Genomic DNA, 17,269 nt, shown 5'->3' with positions numbered 1-17,269 from the left:
AGGTGCAACCTGGCAACCGCTGGGCAACCAATGAACCGAAACACGCCAGGTTTCACCTGGCCTACTGGCCTCTAGGCGAACCAGTCGTCGACGACGCGGCCATGGACATCGGTCAGCCGGAAATCACGACCGGAATAGCGATAGGTCAACCGCGTGTGGTCGATCCCCATCAGATGCAACACCGTGGCGTGTAAATCATGCACATGCACACGTTTCTCAATCGCATGCATTCCAAAATCATCGGTTGCACCATGGGTCAAACCACCACGCACACCGCCGCCGGCCAACCACATCGAAAAACCGGTGTGATGATGATCCCTGCCGGCATGTTTCAAGTCTGTGCTTTTGTCAATTTGGGCGTAGGGTGTGCGGCCGAACTCGCCACCCCAAATCACCAGCGTGTCCTCCAGCATGCCACGGCTTTTAAGATCATCCAGGAGTGCGGCGGTGACACGATCGGCATCGGCGCACAGCGTTTCATGACCTGAGTTGTTGTTCTTGTGAGTGTCCCAGGGTTGCTTGTTCTTCTTATTGACATAGAAAACTTGAACCACACGGACACCGCGTTCGAGCAAGCGGCGACCCAGAAGACAACTTCGGCCAAATTCAGAATCCCCGTATGCTTCGCGCGTCAGAGTGGTTTCGCGATTGAGATCAAAGGCCTCGGACGCCTCGCGTTGCATCTCGAACGCCAACTCCATCGACCGAATGTGAGTTTCCAAGACGGCTTCGCCCGGTCGTTGGCCACGGTGAATCTCATTGAACCGTTGAATCAAATTCAATTGGTCACGTTGGTCGGCACGTGACAAATGGGGGTGCCGGATGTTGCGAATCAGTTTGTCGACATCGAAATGATTGGTATTGATTTCAACGCCTTGATGTTGCCCCGGCAGAAACGCGTTGGACCACAATTGGGGGCCGACCACGGGCAATCCCGGTGACAGCGCAACGAACGAGGGCAGGTTGGCATTTTCGCTGCCCAAGCCATACGACAACCACGATCCCATACACGGCCGTGTGGGTTGCTGGTTGCCCGATTGCATCAACAACAAACCGGGTTCGTGATTGGGTACATCGGTGTGCATCGATCGCACCACGCACAGATCGTCCGCATGACGTGAAAGATTGGGAAACAGGTCACTCATCACGACACCGCTTTCACCGTGCGCTCGAAATGGAAACGGTGACGGCATGTATCCCGAGGAACGATTTTTGTTTGCGATTTCGTCGCCCGTCGGTGTGTCTCCCTCGTGCTTGGCTAGCATCGGCTTTGGATCAAACGTGTCCACGTGCGAGGGGGCACCGTTCATGAACAAGAAAATCACACGTTTGGCGCGCGGCGGGTGATGCAAGCCGCCCGAGACCGATTCGCCGGTGGCTGAATCGGCGGCAAAGGCACGATTAGATGCCAGTGCGGACAACAACCCCACGGCGCCAAAACCGGCACCGCTACGGCGTAACAGACTGCGTCGAGAAAGCGGGGTATTCATCGCTAATCCACCAAAAACATTTCGTTGCTGACCAACAACGCTTGGGCCAACTGTTTCCAGCCCTCGTCGCCGCAGTCACTGACAAAGGTGATGGCAAGTTGAAGTTCGTCATCGTTCGGCTCGCGGCCATACGTTCGGCGATACAACTGCATGATTTGATCGGCATCCGTCGCATCCTGCCGTACCACTTGGCCAGCCAATTTGCTGCTGTAGTGGACCAGGAACGGACTATTAAGCAGGAATAGTTTTTGCAGCGGGGTCGTGGTTTCATGCCGACCGGGGCTGTGGGCATTCGGATCGGGAAAATCGAACCGCGCCAACATCGGATTCAAATCTAATCGACTGACTTTGCTGTAAACCGTGCGACGGTTGGCGGCGACATCATCCGGCTCGATCGACCGACCCTGCAATGCGGCATCAAGTTGTCCTGAAACGGCGAGAATCGAATCTCGATACGCTTCGACACTCAAGCGCCGCCGTGGCATTCGCCAGCGCCACTGGTTGTCGGGATCCAGTTCCGATTTAACCGGATCGACGTGACTGCTTTGCCCATAGGTTGCCGACAACACGATCTCACGCTGCAGCCACTTGATCGACCAATCCGCAGCCATAAATCGAACCGCCAAATCATCCAATAACAACGGATGCGTCGGCAGAGATCCCAAGGCTCCGAAATTACTGGGCGTGCCCACCAGCGGAGCTCCCATCAATTGATCCCAAATGCGATTGACGATCACCCGTGCTGCCAGCGGATTGGAACGATCCGTCAACGCCTGGGCCAATTCACGACGGCCACTGCCATCATCAAAGGTTTCGGGATCGGACCCCGCAATCACACTTAGGAAACGCCGTTCTACCTGAGGGCCCAACCGTTTGGCATCGCCACGGATCATCACATTCAGGTCGTGTGGTTTTCCTTCGCGGATGATGTGAATGGCTTGATCAGGATTCTTTGCTTGTCCGCCTTTAGTTTCCACCGAATCGTCCAGCGGACGGTTAAACATTTCGGTGCTGGCAAAAACGCCGGCCAGCGCGTAGTAGTCAGTTGTCGGAATCGGATCAAATTTGTGGTCGTGACAGCGGGCGCAGGCGACCGTCAATCCCAATAAACCACGCGTCACGGTATCGATCCGGTCCTCCCATTCGTCGGCCATGACCTCCAAATCGTTTCGCCGATAGTACTTGGGTCCCAGCCCCATGAAGCCCAGTGCGACATGCGACGACGGATCGTCTGGATGAATCAGATCGGCCGCCAATTGCAATCGCACAAATTCGTCATAGGGCATGTCGGCTGCTAAGGCAGCGATCACCCAATCGCGATACAGATAGGCATTGGGGTAGGTCAAGGAGCTGTTGTTGCCAACGATATGCGCCTGGTCCTCGGCATATCTGGCAACGTCCAGCCATAGCCGAGTCCAGCGTTCGGCGTTTGCCGGTGACGCAAGCAAGCGATCGACCACGCGTTGTTTTGCCAGCGGGCTATCATCAGCGATGAATTCTTCCACCTGCTCGAATGTCGGTGGCAAACCGATCAGATCAAAGCTCACACGGCGCAACCAAACTTGTTTGACCGCAGGTTCATTCGGTGCGATGCCCTGTTCAGCGAGCCTGGCAACAACGAATCGGTCCAGTTTGCGTTCAGACCAATTGTCCGCCGCCATTTTGTTCGCGGCGTCGATCTCGCTCGGTTCATGCAGAGCGGGTTTTTGAAAGGCCCAGAACTCGCGGGCCCGATCCCAGTCGATGGGATTGTCCGCCGCCGGCTGGACCATCGCTGGTGAACCCGTTGATTTCGGCATTGCAGCGCCGCTGCGGATCCAGGTCTCGAAATCACGCAAAACATGTTTCGGCAACGGTTGGTCGGGCGGCATTTGCACGCCGTCATAGCGAAGTGCCGCCAACAACAGACTGCCACCTGGCTGGCCCGGCTGGACGGCGGCCCCGGTGTCACCGCCGCGCAACATCGCGTCTCGCTCGTCCAGACGCAGCCCGCCTTGCACCAGATCGGCGCCGGCGGAGTGACACTCATAGCAGTGCTGGACCAGCACCGGCCGAATCTTTCGCTCGAAAAAATCCAGTGATTCCGCCTCGACCGCCGCCGGGTTTTCGGCGAGGACCGGAACGGTGAAGCTGGATGCGACAACAAACAGCAAGACGTTACGAAGCGCGCAGCCAAGTGGAAAGGGAAACACGATCTGGCACGTTTTGATTCAGGCGGGAACGGCGGGGCGGGACTTGATAGTGTAAACGATTCCTGTGCCGACCTGGAACAAAAACATTGCAACCGGCCTATCGGGAGATGCGGGCGCGGTAGTTGGATTCGTTGTCACGTGGGTTGCGCCGGGGGACAAACACGTCGCCAGCGGGCGGCGGTCCGGCTTGGGTATAAATCCACAGTTCATACGAATCCCAAACCACCAGCTCGTCGCGCGCATCGCCGGTCAAATCGATGGAATCGTAAGCCAGTGTCGGATGCCCATCGGCGGGCAATTTCAAAACGCATTGGCCGTTGCCATCGTACAACCCTCCGTGCTCCGGCGAAGGGTTGATAAACAGGTGCTCCACGCCATTGCCGATCCAGTTCACCGGCGTGATGGCGCTGCCATGTTCGGGACGCGGTTCATAGACACCAATGACGTCCGTGTTGCTGTCCAGCAAATGTAGAATGCCCTGATTCTTCCAAAAGTTCATGACCGCAACCTCTAACCCGGGCAGATCATCTCGCAGATTTGCCACCGTGATATTCTGGGCGTGCCCGACGCGTAGGTGCCGCCGAGGCAATCCTTGATCGTCCAACACGATCAGACCTTCATCGCTGCCGGCCCACAGCACCGTGCGTTTGCCATCACCATTGAGGTCGACCACGGCAATGGCATCGGCATGGTCATTAAACGTGTCGTCGCGACTCCACAACACTGCTCCATCGGAATCAATCAACGAATAGCCGATCGCTAGCTCGTCTTTTCCGTCGGCATCCAAGTCGACAGGGAATGGAAAATGCCCGGTGTTGCACTCGATCGACCACAACGGTTCAAACTGATCGGTCATCGCCCAGACGTGCCCATAGCGATCTTTGATCAAAAGGTCATTGGATCGACCTTGACCGCGCAAATCAGCAAGCGTTAACGAGTCACCGAGAATGTTGGGAAATCGATTGGCGGGAAATTTCGTGTTGGGATTTTCCGGTGTCGGCGCCGAACGAATCTCGTCTCCAGTGCGACCATCGGCGATCACGATTCGCATGTCCCTGCAATAGATGACTTCACAAGCGCCGTCGCCATCAAAATCGTGAACTTGAAAACCGACATCGTTCGTCAAATGATGTCGGTACCGATCTTGTGAACCAATCTGCCACAGGACCTTTCCCGCCAGATCAATGGCCGTGATACACGACACTTCGCTGTTGCTGTCGGTGGGACCATGGTGCTGGATCTGAGCGATGACGATTTCCAATTGACCATCGCCATCCAGGTCAGCAAACCGCAGATTGCGATCGGCACCAAAATCGCGGGTCTCAATCGATTTCCAAAGCTTGGCAGCCGGCATTGCCCGGGCGGCGACGCGCCGCCGCGATTCGCGTTTTCCGGCCGCGGCCTCGATCCGGGCCGATTCGTCCTGGGAACAAGAAACCATGATGTCGCGAAACGTCGCCGGGACATCAGCCAACAAACCGACTTTGCCCGAGGGGAACGTGGTGTCGCTGGCGGTCAGCGATTGGCCTCCGACATCGGCAATGATTTTGTTGCCGCTGACGGTGACTCGAATCGAGATTGATTCGTCCTGGCGTGACGGGAATGGTTTGGCGGCCAAGACGTCTTCGCCAGGAACACGAAACGCGACTTCGTTCTGCACCCGCATGATCACGGCTTGACCGTCATCGAGTCCGACAAACAGATAGTTGCGATCATTCAGCAACCGCACGGCGACACCGCTGCGCCCGGCATTGGGGTCAACAGTCAGCTGGACTGCCATTGAGTAATCTTGCCACAACTGGTCACCGGCACAGACCAGCGGGTGCCAGTGTCGATCACGATTGTGATAGGTCTGAATCAGCCCGTCGCCGGCGTCGTCATGAATGACCCGCCAGGCCCGCTGGGAAGCGGAACGGGAAGTAAACGTTGAAACCGTCCATACCCCCGGCGCGACCGCACCGGACAGAAAGTGGTATTCCGTCGTCGGCCCCACCACGGGCATCAGCGGTCCACTCGGCCGATCGCGCAAGCTGTCCTGGATCAACAAATGATCCTCCGCATACACGTTTTTCGGCCAGCCGATTTCGGTGGCCGCCCACCACACGAGTATCAATACGAAACACAGTTTGATGGACAGATTGGACATCACATGCACTCGCGGGTTGGACGGTCAACGGATCAAACGACTACAGCGTTTTGATCTTCAAATTGCGCCAACGCACTTCGAAGGGTCCCGCTTGTTTGCCGATGCCGTGGACCTGCAATCCGATCAATCCTTTGGGATGCGTTTCATAAATTTCTTGGTCGGTCAGGTCCGCAATCATTGCGCCATTGATCCAAACTTTGATATTGGGTCCTTTGGCGACGATACGGAACTGATTCCACTGGCCGTTCTTGAAATGATCGTGTTGGTTCACCGATTCGTCTTTCGAATCGGGTTGGGGTGACAACCAGCCGCGACCGGTGGCTTCGCCGTAGATGAATCCGGCTTGCGCGGGCCCGGATTCGATTTCGACCTGAGGTCCGTAAACGCGGCCGCCGTATGAATTTTTCTTGTCGACGTCTTTCAGAAGCGACCGAATTTGGACACCGGAATTCAAACCGTCGTCGACTTTGGTTTCGAAAGTCAATTCGAAGTCACCAAATTGTTCGTCCGTACACAAGAACGAGTTTCCGCTGCCTTTGGCGGTCTTGCCGACAATCACGCCCCCGTCTTCGATCGCGTAGGTCGCGAAACCGCTTTTAACGGACCAACCGTCCAGGGACTTTCCGTCAAACAGCGACTTCCAACCGTCTTCTGCATGGGCAGTTGGCTGGGCGGAAACGGCAAACAATAAACCGACAACGGTAGCGAGGCAAATTCTGCGAAGCATCTGGTTTCACTTTGGAGGGACAGGGGGGTAAGGCAGGATTACTGATCGCGGCATTATAGATCAATTCCAACCAAAGGGTTTGCGGATCGACCTCAATGCGTGCTAGCGGAAAATCACCAGACATTCGCGGAGTATTCGTTGGCAATGGCGGCTCCAACAGCTGGGGACGCAGGAAACGGCCGTGGTGCAACCGGGGCGGCTGCGGACAGCGTAGGGTTTACGGATTTCGGCTATCGAAACCGCAGATTCCTGGCTACCTTTGGAGATCACCTTCTTTCCCGCTTCAGCCTTCCAATCCCGTACAGCCTCGGTGCCCGAACGAAAGCCTCCGCCAGCCGATGACGACGCCCCGAAACGATTCCGTATCACCCGGAAGCGATTGGGCACCATTCGTTTTGTCGACCCCAAAGGCGAATATGGCTTTATCGAAGCCGAGGATTTCCGGGACGACGTGTTCTTTCATCACAGCGTCTGGCAAACCGCCGCGGCATCAACCGCCGGCCCATTGTCGTCCAAAGTGGAGCGTCGGCCCGAGTCCCAGCCCGATGCCAGCCCCTATGCGCGACGACCGCAGCGTCCGGCCAAATTGAATCCAGAAGAATTGGTCACCAAACACGTCGAGTTCGAAATCGACGACGAGCTTTGGGAAAGTGAACAGCGATTGCGGGCAACCGTGGTCCGACCGACTCGCCGACCGATGGGTCGCAAATTGTCCGGCCGAGATGCCACGTTTAAAATTGTCACGCACCACCCCAAAGCACGGCGGAAACGTCCTGATTGGCGTGGCTAAACGGACTTGCCATGCCCTAGTCAGGCTGGCGGTGACGACGTGAAATCCAGACGCTACACCCGGCATGACGCAAGACGTACTTGCTGGTGCTGCCCAACAGAAAGTCGTCCAGCAGACTGTGTCCGGAATCTCCAATGACAACCAGTTCGCTATTGTTCTTTGCAGCCAGATCGACGATTGCGTCGCCGACGCGTTGACCATGCGTGATGATCGATTCGGTATTGGGGAATGATTCCGAAATCCGATGCTCCATTGCCTTACCACCCTGTTTCATCTCGTTGAAGACTTCTTCTTCATTGGCGATCGCGGCAGCCGACAATCCGTTGCCCAACAGGTAGTCATAAATCGGCGCAACGCTCAACAGTTTGATCTCTGTCTGAGGGCTCCAATTCAACGCCAAAATCTCCTCGACCGCCTGTCGTGATGCCGCGGAACTGTCATAGCCGATCAACAGACGGTTTGATTCCGACTGCGATTGGACGCCGACGGCGTGCTGTGGATCGGATTCCTGTGGACGCACAATCAGGACGGAACATTTGGCATGTGTGGCAACGCTATCCGATACACTGCCAATCAACAGCCGGCCTAGCATGGAATGTCCTTGGGCACCGATCACGATCAAATCGCACTGCATTTGATCGGCCTGCGCCAAGATCACTTTAACCGGATGCCCTGATTGGCAAATCCGATCGACGCTGCGACAGCGAGCGCTTAACAGATCACTGATCTTTGCCTGGTGCATTTCCGCTCGCGTTTTTTCTTCACGCACCAAGTCGGGAAACCACTGCTCGGTCGATTCGGGACTGGCTCCATACGGATCACCCAGCGCGGTGATGATCGTGACGTCTAGCGGTGCAGTGAATTTCAGTGCATTGAGAAACTCTGCGGCCGCGGAGGCATAATCGGAGCAGTCGGTTGCGAATAAAATCTTCATTGGTCATCTCCAAATGGGCCGGCGAAATCCTGTTAGGTAGCATCTGTGGTCTGGCCAGTGACACGATTGCGTGTGACCCAGACGCTACAGGGTGCATGCCGCAACACGTACCGCGAGGTACTGCCGAGCAGAAAACGATTGACCGCACTGCGCGGCGTTTCACCGATGATCAATAGATCGATTCCATTGCTTTCCGCAAAGGAGACGATGCCTTCGCCGATGTGATCGGCTTTGACCAAGTGCGGTTGGGCTCCGGGAGCAACGTCGGAAAGTCGCTCCTTGGCCTGCATCAAATCCGTTTCATAACGTGCCGTCAAATTCAATTCCTCATCCGCGATCCGTTGGCCGATGAAATCGGACAAATAGGTTTCGACGGTCAACAAATGAAATTCTGTGCCGGTACGCCACGGGATTTCGGAGATTTCCTCCAGTGCCGCAGTCGCCGATTCACTGTTTTCATATGCCAGACAGACGCGAATCGGACGATTCGATTCTTGCAAACCAGTGGCGCGAACCACCAACGTGCTGCAAGGAGCATGTGTGGCGACATGGTCACTGACACTGCCCAATAGTAGACGCCCAATTTGGGAGTGTCCCTTGGCACCAAGAATAACTAAATCTGCATTCGTCTTTGCTGCGGTCTCAACAATTTTTTCGCCCACCGGACCATCACACAACTCGTGCCGAAGTGACGCATTGGCGCCATCGAACATTGCAAAAATAGTTTGATAGGTATCGACGGCAAATTGTTTGTCTCGACGATATGCCTTTTCCAGCAGTTCCGCTGTGGAATAGCTGCTGTGGATGAACGGTCGCTGCACTACACTGAGCACCGTTAGATCCAGCCGATCGGGGTGTGGTAGATGGGCCAGCAGACGGGCCGCTTGAAGCGAAGCTTTTGATCCGTCGGTGGCCAATAAGACGTGATGCATGAATGTGTCTCCTGTGGTTGGCGTCAATCTTGAGATTGTAGACAGTTCGTGCCCGTGCGCGTGCCCGTGCGGTTGTTTGCTAGACAGCGTTTGTTTGTCCACTGCCAAGGTGAGTGATAAGTGTGAATGACGAAACTGAATTAAAACATCTCGAAGCCGAACACTATTTCGACGAACTGGAAGACATGATTGTCCAACGGATGCGTTCAGAAGCCTCCACCAGTCGCGCGCGCGCCGAGTTGATGCGCAGCACAGGCGTGGATGATCCGGTTCTGATCGACGAACTCAGTGAACTGGGGATCACTGTCGACGAAATCATTGCGTTGCGATTCCTGCCGCTGGTATTGGTCGCCTGGGCCGAAGAAACCGCTGACACGGGCGAACGTGATGTGGTGCGTGCCGAAGCGGCCGAGATCGGTATCCATGAGGACTCCTCGGCTTGGATCTTACTGGACAGTTGGCTACGAAATCGGCCGCCGGGAATCGGCGTGGATGCGTGGAAACGCTACACCCACAAAATTTTGAAAAATGTTTCCCCGCTCGCCACCCAGCGATTGCTGGAATTGACTCGCAAGCAAATGACCAACGTCGCAAAAGCCTCCGGCGGGCACCTGGGATTCGGCAAGGTCAGCCAGAAAGAACGAACGATGATCGAACGTCTGATTACAATCATGCAGGAACAAGCCTCGCCCAACGGCCAATGAGGTTCCCAGACGTAAATCATGAATCATGCGACGTAGACCTTCCTCGGCCCGACGCAGGCTGCTGTTTCAGACCGTCGAGGCTAGAGAATTGCTGGCCGCTGACACCGGTCTGCTTCAGCCGGCAACATTTGCTGCGCCAGCCGAGCCAGCAGCGATCATCGCAACAGTTGCGTCGACATGCCCCTTTGATTCCGAAGATGTCAATCATGACGGCAAAGTAACTCCGTTGGATTCCTTGGTCATCATCAATTGGCTGGCGCGCGGCAGCCAATACCATTCGGCGATGGACACCAATTTGGACGGCGCCGTCACTCCCCTGGATGCGTTGCGGGTCATCAACCGAATGATGCTCAGCCAGTACAACGATGGTTTGTCACCAGGACCGGATTGCCCTACCGAAATCCAGTCGATCGACGGCACCGGCAACCATCTTGACGACCCATCGCTGGGTTCGGCAGGCACCCAGCTGAAAAGAATCGTTGAAACCGACTATGCCGATGGGTTCAACGCGCCGTCGGGTGAAAATCGAAGGTCAGCTCGTGAGATCAGTAACTTGGTTTCAGCTCAGGATGGTTCGATCCTGAACGACCGCCGGCTTTCAGATTTGATTTGGCAATTCGGTCAATTCATCGACCACGATATCAACCTCACAGCAGGCGAAGACCCCGCGGGCGAACGATTTAATATCCCGGTGCCAAGCGGTGATGTCTTTTTTGATCCGCTGGGCAGCGGGACACAGGAAATCGAACTGACACGATCGACTGCTGCCGATGGCAGTGGCGGCACCGATAGCGTTCGCCAACAGACCAATCAAATCACAGCCTTCATCGATGGATCGATGATCTACGGCAGTGACAATCAGCGTGCCGCAGCACTGCGGTCGTTCCAAGACGGTCGCTTGCTGACCAGCCAAGGCGATTTGTTGCCGCTGAACACTGCGGGCCTGGACAACGCCGGTGGCACCGACGACACCCTGTTTTTGGCGGGTGACATCCGTGCCAATGAACAGGTCGGATTATTGGCCATGCACACGCTATGGGTTCGCGAACACAATCGTTTGGCAGGTGAAATTGCCGGCAAGAATCCTGCGATGAATGATGAAGACGTCTTTCAGAGAGCGCGGCGAATCGTCATCGGCCAACTGCAAGTGATTACGTTTCAAGAATACCTGCCCGCGCTGTTGGGAACTGAAACGATCCAGCCCTACCAGGGCTATGACGCCGCAGTGAATCCGTCCATCAGCAACCTATTCGCCACCGCAGGATTCCGATACGGTCACTCCACTCTGTCACCACAAATATTGCGATTGGACAACGACGGCAATGTGATCGATGCCGGCAACCTGGCATTGCGTGATGCGTTCTTTCATCCCGCAGCGATCATCGACCAGGGAATTGAATCGGTGCTGAAAGGATTGGCATCACAACAAGCCCAGGAAGTCGACACCCGCGTGGTTGATGACCTGCGTAACTTCTTGTTCGGACCGCCCGGCAGCGGAGGGTTTGATTTGGTGTCGTTGAATATCCAACGCGGCCGCGATCATGGATTGCCGGATTACAACCGTGTTCGCCAGCAACTGGGACTCAGCCCAGTCGACTCCTTTGCCGACATCACCTCTGACACGGAATTGCAAGCAGCACTCCGGCAGGCCTATGGCGACACCAGCGATATCGATGTCTGGGTTGGCGTTTTAGCCGAAGACCATTTGCCGGGATCCAGCGTCGGTGAAACGTTGCAAACGATCATCGCCGGCCAGTTCATGGCGCTTCGAGACGGCGATCGATTTTGGTACCAAAATGTGCTGACCGGCGACACGTTGCGGCAGGTTCAATCCACGCGTCTCAGTGACGTGATTCAACGCAACACCGGTTTGACCACCATCCAGTCCAACGCATTCTTTCTGCCCACCACCGACGGCGCCGATCGGTGACGACACTTCGAGTATTCAATATGATGCGGTTTTTTGCCAGGTCGACGACTCATTCCAAACCCACACTCGCTTGCTGGACGCTAGCCACCGTTTTCGCTCAATCGTTGCTGACGCTATCCCCGTTGACGCTGACGGCGGGTGCCCAACCGAACAGTCGCCCCAACATTCTGTTGATCTTTTCCGACGACCAAGGGGTCAACGATGTCGGTTGCTACGGCAGCGAAATCAAAACGCCGCACATTGATTCGCTGGCAAGAGATGGACTGAAGTTCAACCAATTTTACGCGGCCAGCAGCATCTGCACTCCGTCGCGTTTTGGATTATTCACAGGTCGTTTCGCGCAGCGTTCTCACGATCAACTGACCAGTGCGTTGATGTTCCTGACGGAACCGGATGCTTTGCGTGGCATTCGCGCCGATGAACAAACCTATGTTTCTCAATTGCAACAGGCCGGCTACCAAACACACTTGGTCGGCAAATGGCATCTCGGCCACGGGCAAGATTCGTTTTGGCCGACTGAGCATGGCTTTGACACATTCTATGGACACACTGGCGGTTGCGTTGATTTCTTCACTTGCCACTACGCCAATCGCCCCGATTGGTACCGTGGCAAAGAACTGGTCCCGACACAGGATTACGCGACGGATGTGATCACCGCCGAAGCGGTCCGCATCATCCAATCCAACGATTCAACTCGCTCGACCCGATCACCGTGGTATCTGCAGGTGTCCTACAACGCGCCGCACTTTGGCAAAGGCTGGGACGCCCAAACGCAAAAACCACAAAACATGATGCAACCCAAACCGAGCGACCTAGAACGCGTGATGGCGATCGCCGATCCCTTGCGTCGTTCCTTTGCCGCCAAGGTGGTCGGGATGGATGATGGCATCGGCCAGTTGCTAGGCTCGCTGGCTGCGACCGGCCAGGCCAGCAACACGTTGGTGATTTTCATGACCGATCACGGCGGCGACCCCGACTACGGCGGTTCAAATTTGCCACTGCGAGGCGGCAAGGCCACGTTGTTTGAGGGTGGAGTGCGGGTTCCCTGCCTGGTGCGCTGGCCTGGTCAAATTGCTGCGGGAACACAGACCGACGCGATTGCATCAGCGCTGGACTGGTACCCGACCTTCACAGCGCTGACCGGGATCACGCCGGTGCCCGAAAACCTGGATGGGCAATCGATTCTACCAATCCTGCAGGGAAAAACGGCACCGCCCCACCGGCCGATCATTTGGACCACGGGATCACATGCCGAACTCGGTCGCAAAGCTTGGCACGCCGTGCGAGATGGGAAATGGAAATGGATTCAACCGCCCGGAAAACCCGCGATGCTATTCGATTTAGATTCGGACCCCAGCGAGACCACGGACATCCTCCAATCCCATCCACAGGTGGCAGATCGATTGAATCAATTGTCGCAAGACACGATCAGCGTTCCGTAGTCGGAATGTCATCAAACGCGATCTCCAAGGTGCGTTCCCATCGCGAACGCAGTAGCTGCATCTGATCGTGACTCCAGCTCTGCCCTAGCAGACTGGCCAGGTGCAGCCCTAAAATCACCGCGATTCCGATTGGCACACACAACAGCGCCCAGGGCGGATTTCCCATCATCCACTGCACAAAACCGAAAATCATCGCAGCGCTCAAACAAAACGCCGCCACCATGTAGATCGCCATCACCATCGTCCAGATTTCCGGACGTGGTGAAAACCGACAGAATGCCTCGGTGGACAGCGCGTCTTCACAACGGTTCAATTGCACCGACAGATGTGGCGACCAAAACCGCCGTTCGGCGGGTTCGATTTTGTAGTCAAACACCCAACCCGCTGAATCAGCGTGTTGCACCAGTTCGTCCGTTTGAATCGCTTGACGTAAACGCAGTTTCGCCTGCTCCATATCCACCGGCAATTCGACGCGAAATGTCGGTTGCATTTGCAATTGATTCGTCATCATTTCTGTTGTCATGGCAAAACAATCCGAAGATCGAGAAGACTTGTTCCGTGACGGCACGGGGATGCCGATCCGTGGACGATTCTGGATCGACGAGAGTGAGATCGTGATCGGATTTCGCCGTGACGGGCAGCCCAGTTTATACTGGGACCAAGACCCCGTCTTTCAGTTCGATGCCGATTCAAGATTGCGCAGGGTGTTCCTGGATTCGGTACGCTACAAAGTTGATGCGGGCCAATTGCTTCGCTTGGTCCAGTCAGGTGACGATGGAGTCGAATCGTCGACACAGCGACTGAAACTGGTTGCCCAACCGCTGACAAAAACCGAAGTCGACGAGGTTCAAAAACGACTCGCTGGTTGTCTGCAAGGAATCGATCGGTTTCTGCAAGCTTACAAGGGTATCGACCAGTTGACTCTGGTAGAAACCACCGGTGAGCCGCCTGGCGAGTTCATCGACCGCGTCAAGCAATGGCGAGCGACCGTTTCCATTCCCGTTGAATTTGCGGACGGTCCGTCGGCATGAGTTTTGATGGTGCGCTTTTATGACAACCCGAAGCGCGAGCGAGGGATTTAGGGTGTTAACGAAATCTCTCGCTGACGCTTCGGGTTACCAGTGCCTCACGCGAAAATGCAACTCCCACCTCTCCCGACCCTTTGTGCGATTGAGTCTGCTATGAAACCGATTTTGATCTGTCTGACGCTGGCTTTGTTTCACTGTGCGTGCAGTGCCCCGGACAGCCGTGCAGATGAAGCAGAAGCATTTTCGAAAATCCAACCGTTAGTTGAACAAGCCATCGAATCCGGTGAGCTGCCGGGAGCGGTTGTCTGCTTTGCCGACGCTAAGAAAATTCGTTATTTAAAGGCATTTGGCGACCGCCAAGTGGAACCCTCTCGCGAGCCGATGACCACGGACACGGTGTTTGATCTGGCATCAATCACCAAACCGGTGGCCACCGCAACCTCGGTGTTGTTGCTCAGCGACCAAGGCAAGCTGGACCTGCAACGACCGGTCGCTGATTACATGCCTGAATTTGGGGCAAACGAAAAACAGTCGATCACGATCGAGCAGTGTTTATTGCACACCAGCGGGCTGATCCCTGACAACGCCTTGTCAGACTACGACGATGGTCCAGAAGTCGCGTGGCAACGCATTTGCCAACTGAAACCGCGCAGCACGCCGGGTAGCAAATTTTCATACTCGGACGTCGGCTTCATCGTGCTTGGAAAACTGGTCGCGCAGGTCAGCGGTACTACACTCGATCAATATGCCAGCCAGAATCTGTACGGTCCGCTGAACATGCAAGACACGCGATTCAACCCACCATCGTCTCTGCACCAGCGGATCGCGGCGACCGAGAAGCAGGGCGACGGTTGGCTGCGTGGCCAAGTTCATGATCCTCGCGCGGCGCGATTGGATGGAGTCGCCGGCCACGCCGGTTTGTTTAGCAGCGCAAGTGATCTGGTGACATTCGCACAGAACTTAATGGCTGCCGCCGACGATCAATCGCCGGTATTTTCGGCGGCGATGTTTCAGCAAATGACCGCGCCACACACCGTCCCCCGGGGCACACGAACCTTGGGCTGGGATCATCAATCCCCATACTCCAGCAACCGTGGCGAGGCATTGTCCGGCGCTGCGTTTGGACATGGCGGGTTTACCGGAACAGTGCTGTGGATCGACCCCGAAAAACAATTGATCTTTGTCTTTCTCAGTTCTCGCTTGCATCCTGACGGCGTGGGCAGTGTCAATGGCTTGGCAGGTCAAATTGCAACGCTGGTCGGCCAGCAATGGTAGCGGGCTAATGCTACTTTGATGCCTGCGGCAATTCGTACACACTGTAGGTCGCATTGCGTTGGCCGGCGGTTGGATAAAGTTTGACCAGCGGCAGATGATCGCCGGTGACTCGATTGTCCACCACCATCAAACGAACACCGTACTGCGTTCGGAACTCACGCAGTTTGCTGTACTGAATCGTCACACGGACTTTGCCCAGTCGCGCCGGATAGATTTCTTCGAAGCGCCGCTCCCATTCGATCAGCGACGCAGCGTCTTGGGGGACATCTTTCCAGTTCACCACTTCGGCGCGATGCGCATACCACTTGAACGTCTGCTGGTGGCGCGGCGTCAATAGAACTTCTTCCGGCGGTGTTGCCAGCTTGATCCAATCACAGACCGCAATCCAATCGGCATGCGACTGCCGCTGCTTTGCCGCATCGGCATCGGGATGCACTCCCAGCATGTGGTGGCTGGTCGACACCGGGATTTGCAAATGGTTTCGCTGGTAGGCGGACGCCACAAACAGTCCCACCGACAAGAGTAGAACCAGCGCGGCCGCCCAACGCTGCGCTGGCCAAGGTTGTGCATCATTGCCACCGGTTCGCAGTGCTTGGCAGATCCACAGCGCCAAAACCAGCGGCACGACCGCATCGCTTAACCGGAACCAGTAGTAACGCAGCAATTTGGCGGCCAGATCCGGAGCGTGTGGCGGCAACAGACCAACAATCAGCCCGCAACCTGCGATCACCAAGGCACCGACGCCAATCCAGGCCACGCGTCTTTGACGGCGATCGTGGTGCCGCCGCAGCGCCAGCACGGACAACATCGAGACCACCAAGATGCCGTGCCGGACGTACCACCAGGTGGGAAAATCGCCGGGCAGCAGGTGGTGACGGATCCGCATGTAGCTATAGATTTTGGCGGCGGCGATGCTGTCGGCCGGCGAGACACCGAGTGTCAGACGAATCGCCGGCCACAGGCCCAACAGTGACAACGCCCCACCGAGAAACAGTCCACTGCTGAAAAACCGCGCACGCGTCTGATCCGAATCTGGCGAGATGCGTTCGGTGACGACAAATGCGATACATGCTGCGATCACTGCCCAGCCGCCGGTCAATACATGAAAGGCCGATGCGCCGCCCAGCCAGATCCAGCCGAGTGACCAGTTGCGATTGGCGATCGCTGCAAAACCGGCCAGCACCAGTGCGTACGCAGGCACCTTGGCTTCGATCCCGCCGACGACCCATTCGCCGGCAAAATTCCCGTACTCGATGCCAACGATCCACAACACCGCAACCCCCAGGCACTGAAACGCAGCCAATCCAAATGCCCGACAACAACGTTGCAAACCGACCGCTAACATCAACCACCCGACGACGCGAGCGATCCAAATGCTGGTTTCCAACGAAGCGATTTGGGTCAGCCAACCCAGCGTCCAATAGAATGTGGTGTGGGCTTTTGCCGACGTCACAAACAGATCTTGGTCGCAAAACGTTGGGTCCCAAAAATTTTTGGCTTTGACCCAGTAGTGCGCTTCATTGACCGCCGGGGGCGGGTCGCCGGCATAGATAAAAAACAGCGTCAACAGCGCCGCAATCTCCGCCAGTGCGATCCACGGCGAGCGCTGATCAGATTCGACAGGTACAGGGTCTTGGTTCAATGGGTCGCCGGCGGATCCGCGGAAATCAGTTGGATAA

At 56.0% G+C, this 17,269-nt stretch carries 14 protein-coding genes; 6 read left to right on the top strand and 8 right to left on the bottom strand.

The window, feature by feature from the left end:
- Nucleotides 1-71 precede the first annotated feature (71 nt).
- The 4 genes from NHH03_RS10105 to NHH03_RS10090 all read right to left on the bottom strand — a co-directional run bounded on the left by NHH03_RS10105 (nucleotide 72) and on the right by NHH03_RS10090 (nucleotide 6,555).
- Nucleotides 72-1,490, bottom strand: coding sequence for a DUF1501 domain-containing protein (locus NHH03_RS10105; protein WP_253155803.1), 1,419 nt, complete (start codon nucleotides 1,488-1,490; stop codon nucleotides 72-74).
- A 2-nt stretch (nucleotides 1,491-1,492) separates the two neighbouring features.
- Nucleotides 1,493-3,682 (bottom strand): PSD1 and planctomycete cytochrome C domain-containing protein, encoded by a 2,190-nt coding sequence (locus tag NHH03_RS10100; RefSeq protein ID WP_253155801.1) that lies wholly within the window; start codon nucleotides 3,680-3,682, stop codon nucleotides 1,493-1,495.
- Nucleotides 3,683-3,779: 97 nt separating this feature from the next.
- On the bottom strand, nucleotides 3,780-5,828 hold the full coding sequence (locus NHH03_RS10095; protein ID WP_253155800.1) for a rhamnogalacturonan lyase family protein: 2,049 nt from the start codon (nucleotides 5,826-5,828) through the stop codon (nucleotides 3,780-3,782).
- A 40-nt stretch (nucleotides 5,829-5,868) separates the two neighbouring features.
- A complete protein-coding gene (locus NHH03_RS10090; RefSeq protein WP_253155798.1) occupies nucleotides 5,869-6,555 on the bottom strand; it encodes a 3-keto-disaccharide hydrolase in 687 nt (228 codons plus the stop codon).
- Nucleotides 6,556-6,865: 310 nt separating this feature from the next.
- Here NHH03_RS10090 and NHH03_RS10085 point away from each other — a divergent pair, with 310 nt between their 5' ends.
- Entirely contained in the window at nucleotides 6,866-7,345 is a 480-nt protein-coding gene (locus NHH03_RS10085; RefSeq protein WP_253155797.1) for a cold shock domain-containing protein, read from the top strand.
- A 16-nt stretch (nucleotides 7,346-7,361) separates the two neighbouring features.
- Here the strand turns inward: NHH03_RS10085 and NHH03_RS10080 are convergent, their stop codons facing one another.
- Together NHH03_RS10080 and NHH03_RS10075 are read right to left on the bottom strand one after the other, a co-directional pair.
- A complete protein-coding gene (locus NHH03_RS10080) occupies nucleotides 7,362-8,279 on the bottom strand; it encodes a universal stress protein (RefSeq protein WP_253155795.1) in 918 nt (305 codons plus the stop codon).
- 32 nt (nucleotides 8,280-8,311) lie between these two features.
- Nucleotides 8,312-9,211 carry a universal stress protein gene (locus tag NHH03_RS10075; protein WP_253155794.1) on the bottom strand — a complete coding sequence of 300 codons (900 nt, stop codon included), beginning with the start codon at nucleotides 9,209-9,211 and terminating at the stop codon, nucleotides 8,312-8,314.
- A gap of 122 nt (nucleotides 9,212-9,333) precedes the next feature.
- Here NHH03_RS10075 and NHH03_RS10070 point away from each other — a divergent pair, with 122 nt between their 5' ends.
- From NHH03_RS10070 to NHH03_RS10060, 3 genes are read left to right on the top strand one after another with little or no spacing between them, the layout of a single operon-like run.
- Nucleotides 9,334-9,915, top strand: coding sequence for a hypothetical protein (locus tag NHH03_RS10070; protein ID WP_253155793.1), 582 nt, complete (start codon nucleotides 9,334-9,336; stop codon nucleotides 9,913-9,915).
- Nucleotides 9,916-9,940: 25 nt separating this feature from the next.
- On the top strand, nucleotides 9,941-11,845 hold the full coding sequence (locus NHH03_RS10065) for a peroxidase family protein (RefSeq protein WP_253155791.1): 1,905 nt from the start codon (nucleotides 9,941-9,943) through the stop codon (nucleotides 11,843-11,845).
- A 20-nt stretch (nucleotides 11,846-11,865) separates the two neighbouring features.
- Nucleotides 11,866-13,287, top strand: a complete 1,422-nt coding sequence (locus NHH03_RS10060; RefSeq protein ID WP_253155790.1) for a sulfatase-like hydrolase/transferase — start codon at nucleotides 11,866-11,868, stop codon at nucleotides 13,285-13,287.
- Here NHH03_RS10060 and NHH03_RS10055 read toward each other — a convergent pair.
- On the bottom strand, nucleotides 13,274-13,810 hold the full coding sequence (locus tag NHH03_RS10055) for a hypothetical protein (RefSeq protein WP_253155788.1): 537 nt from the start codon (nucleotides 13,808-13,810) through the stop codon (nucleotides 13,274-13,276). The two genes, NHH03_RS10060 and NHH03_RS10055, sit on opposite strands and share 14 nt — an antisense overlap.
- On the opposite strand from NHH03_RS10055, the gene NHH03_RS10050 reads away from it, so the two are divergent.
- Both NHH03_RS10050 and NHH03_RS10045 read left to right on the top strand, forming a co-directional pair.
- Nucleotides 13,809-14,318, top strand: coding sequence for a hypothetical protein (locus tag NHH03_RS10050; protein WP_253155787.1), 510 nt, complete (start codon nucleotides 13,809-13,811; stop codon nucleotides 14,316-14,318). The genes NHH03_RS10055 and NHH03_RS10050 overlap by 2 nt on opposite strands.
- A gap of 150 nt (nucleotides 14,319-14,468) precedes the next feature.
- Nucleotides 14,469-15,590 carry a serine hydrolase domain-containing protein gene (locus NHH03_RS10045; RefSeq protein WP_253155785.1) on the top strand — a complete coding sequence of 374 codons (1,122 nt, stop codon included), beginning with the start codon at nucleotides 14,469-14,471 and terminating at the stop codon, nucleotides 15,588-15,590.
- Between the two features lie 10 nt (nucleotides 15,591-15,600).
- Here NHH03_RS10045 and NHH03_RS10040 read toward each other — a convergent pair whose 3' ends face one another.
- Complete coding sequence (locus NHH03_RS10040) at nucleotides 15,601-17,232, bottom strand: DUF6798 domain-containing protein (protein WP_253155784.1); 1,632 nt, start codon at nucleotides 17,230-17,232, stop codon at nucleotides 15,601-15,603.
- Nucleotides 17,233-17,269: the final 37 nt, after the last annotated feature.

It is taken from the genome of Stieleria tagensis (genome assembly GCF_024129865.1).
Taxonomy (GTDB): Bacteria; Planctomycetota; Planctomycetia; order Pirellulales; family Pirellulaceae; genus Stieleria; species Stieleria tagensis.
This window is presented reverse-complemented; position numbering and strand designations above follow the sequence as displayed.

What these genes read in the sequence shown, in the direction of transcription:
- NHH03_RS10065 (WP_253155791.1), top strand. Translation starts at nt 9,941, where the DNA reads ATGCGACGTAGACCTTCCTCGGCCCGACGCAGGCTGCTGTTTCAGACC.
- NHH03_RS10045 (WP_253155785.1), top strand. Translation starts at nt 14,469, where the DNA reads ATGAAACCGATTTTGATCTGTCTGACGCTGGCTTTGTTTCACTGTGCG.
- NHH03_RS10055 (WP_253155788.1), bottom strand. Translation starts at nt 13,810, where the DNA reads ATGACAACAGAAATGATGACGAATCAATTGCAAATGCAACCGACATTT.
- NHH03_RS10060 (WP_253155790.1), top strand. Translation starts at nt 11,866, where the DNA reads ATGATGCGGTTTTTTGCCAGGTCGACGACTCATTCCAAACCCACACTC.
- NHH03_RS10105 (WP_253155803.1), bottom strand. Translation starts at nt 1,490, where the DNA reads ATGAATACCCCGCTTTCTCGACGCAGTCTGTTACGCCGTAGCGGTGCC.
- NHH03_RS10075 (WP_253155794.1), bottom strand. Translation starts at nt 9,211, where the DNA reads ATGCATCACGTCTTATTGGCCACCGACGGATCAAAAGCTTCGCTTCAA.
- NHH03_RS10080 (WP_253155795.1), bottom strand. Translation starts at nt 8,279, where the DNA reads ATGAAGATTTTATTCGCAACCGACTGCTCCGATTATGCCTCCGCGGCC.
- NHH03_RS10095 (WP_253155800.1), bottom strand. Translation starts at nt 5,828, where the DNA reads ATGTCCAATCTGTCCATCAAACTGTGTTTCGTATTGATACTCGTGTGG.
- NHH03_RS10050 (WP_253155787.1), top strand. Translation starts at nt 13,809, where the DNA reads ATGGCAAAACAATCCGAAGATCGAGAAGACTTGTTCCGTGACGGCACG.
- NHH03_RS10090 (WP_253155798.1), bottom strand. Translation starts at nt 6,555, where the DNA reads ATGCTTCGCAGAATTTGCCTCGCTACCGTTGTCGGTTTATTGTTTGCC.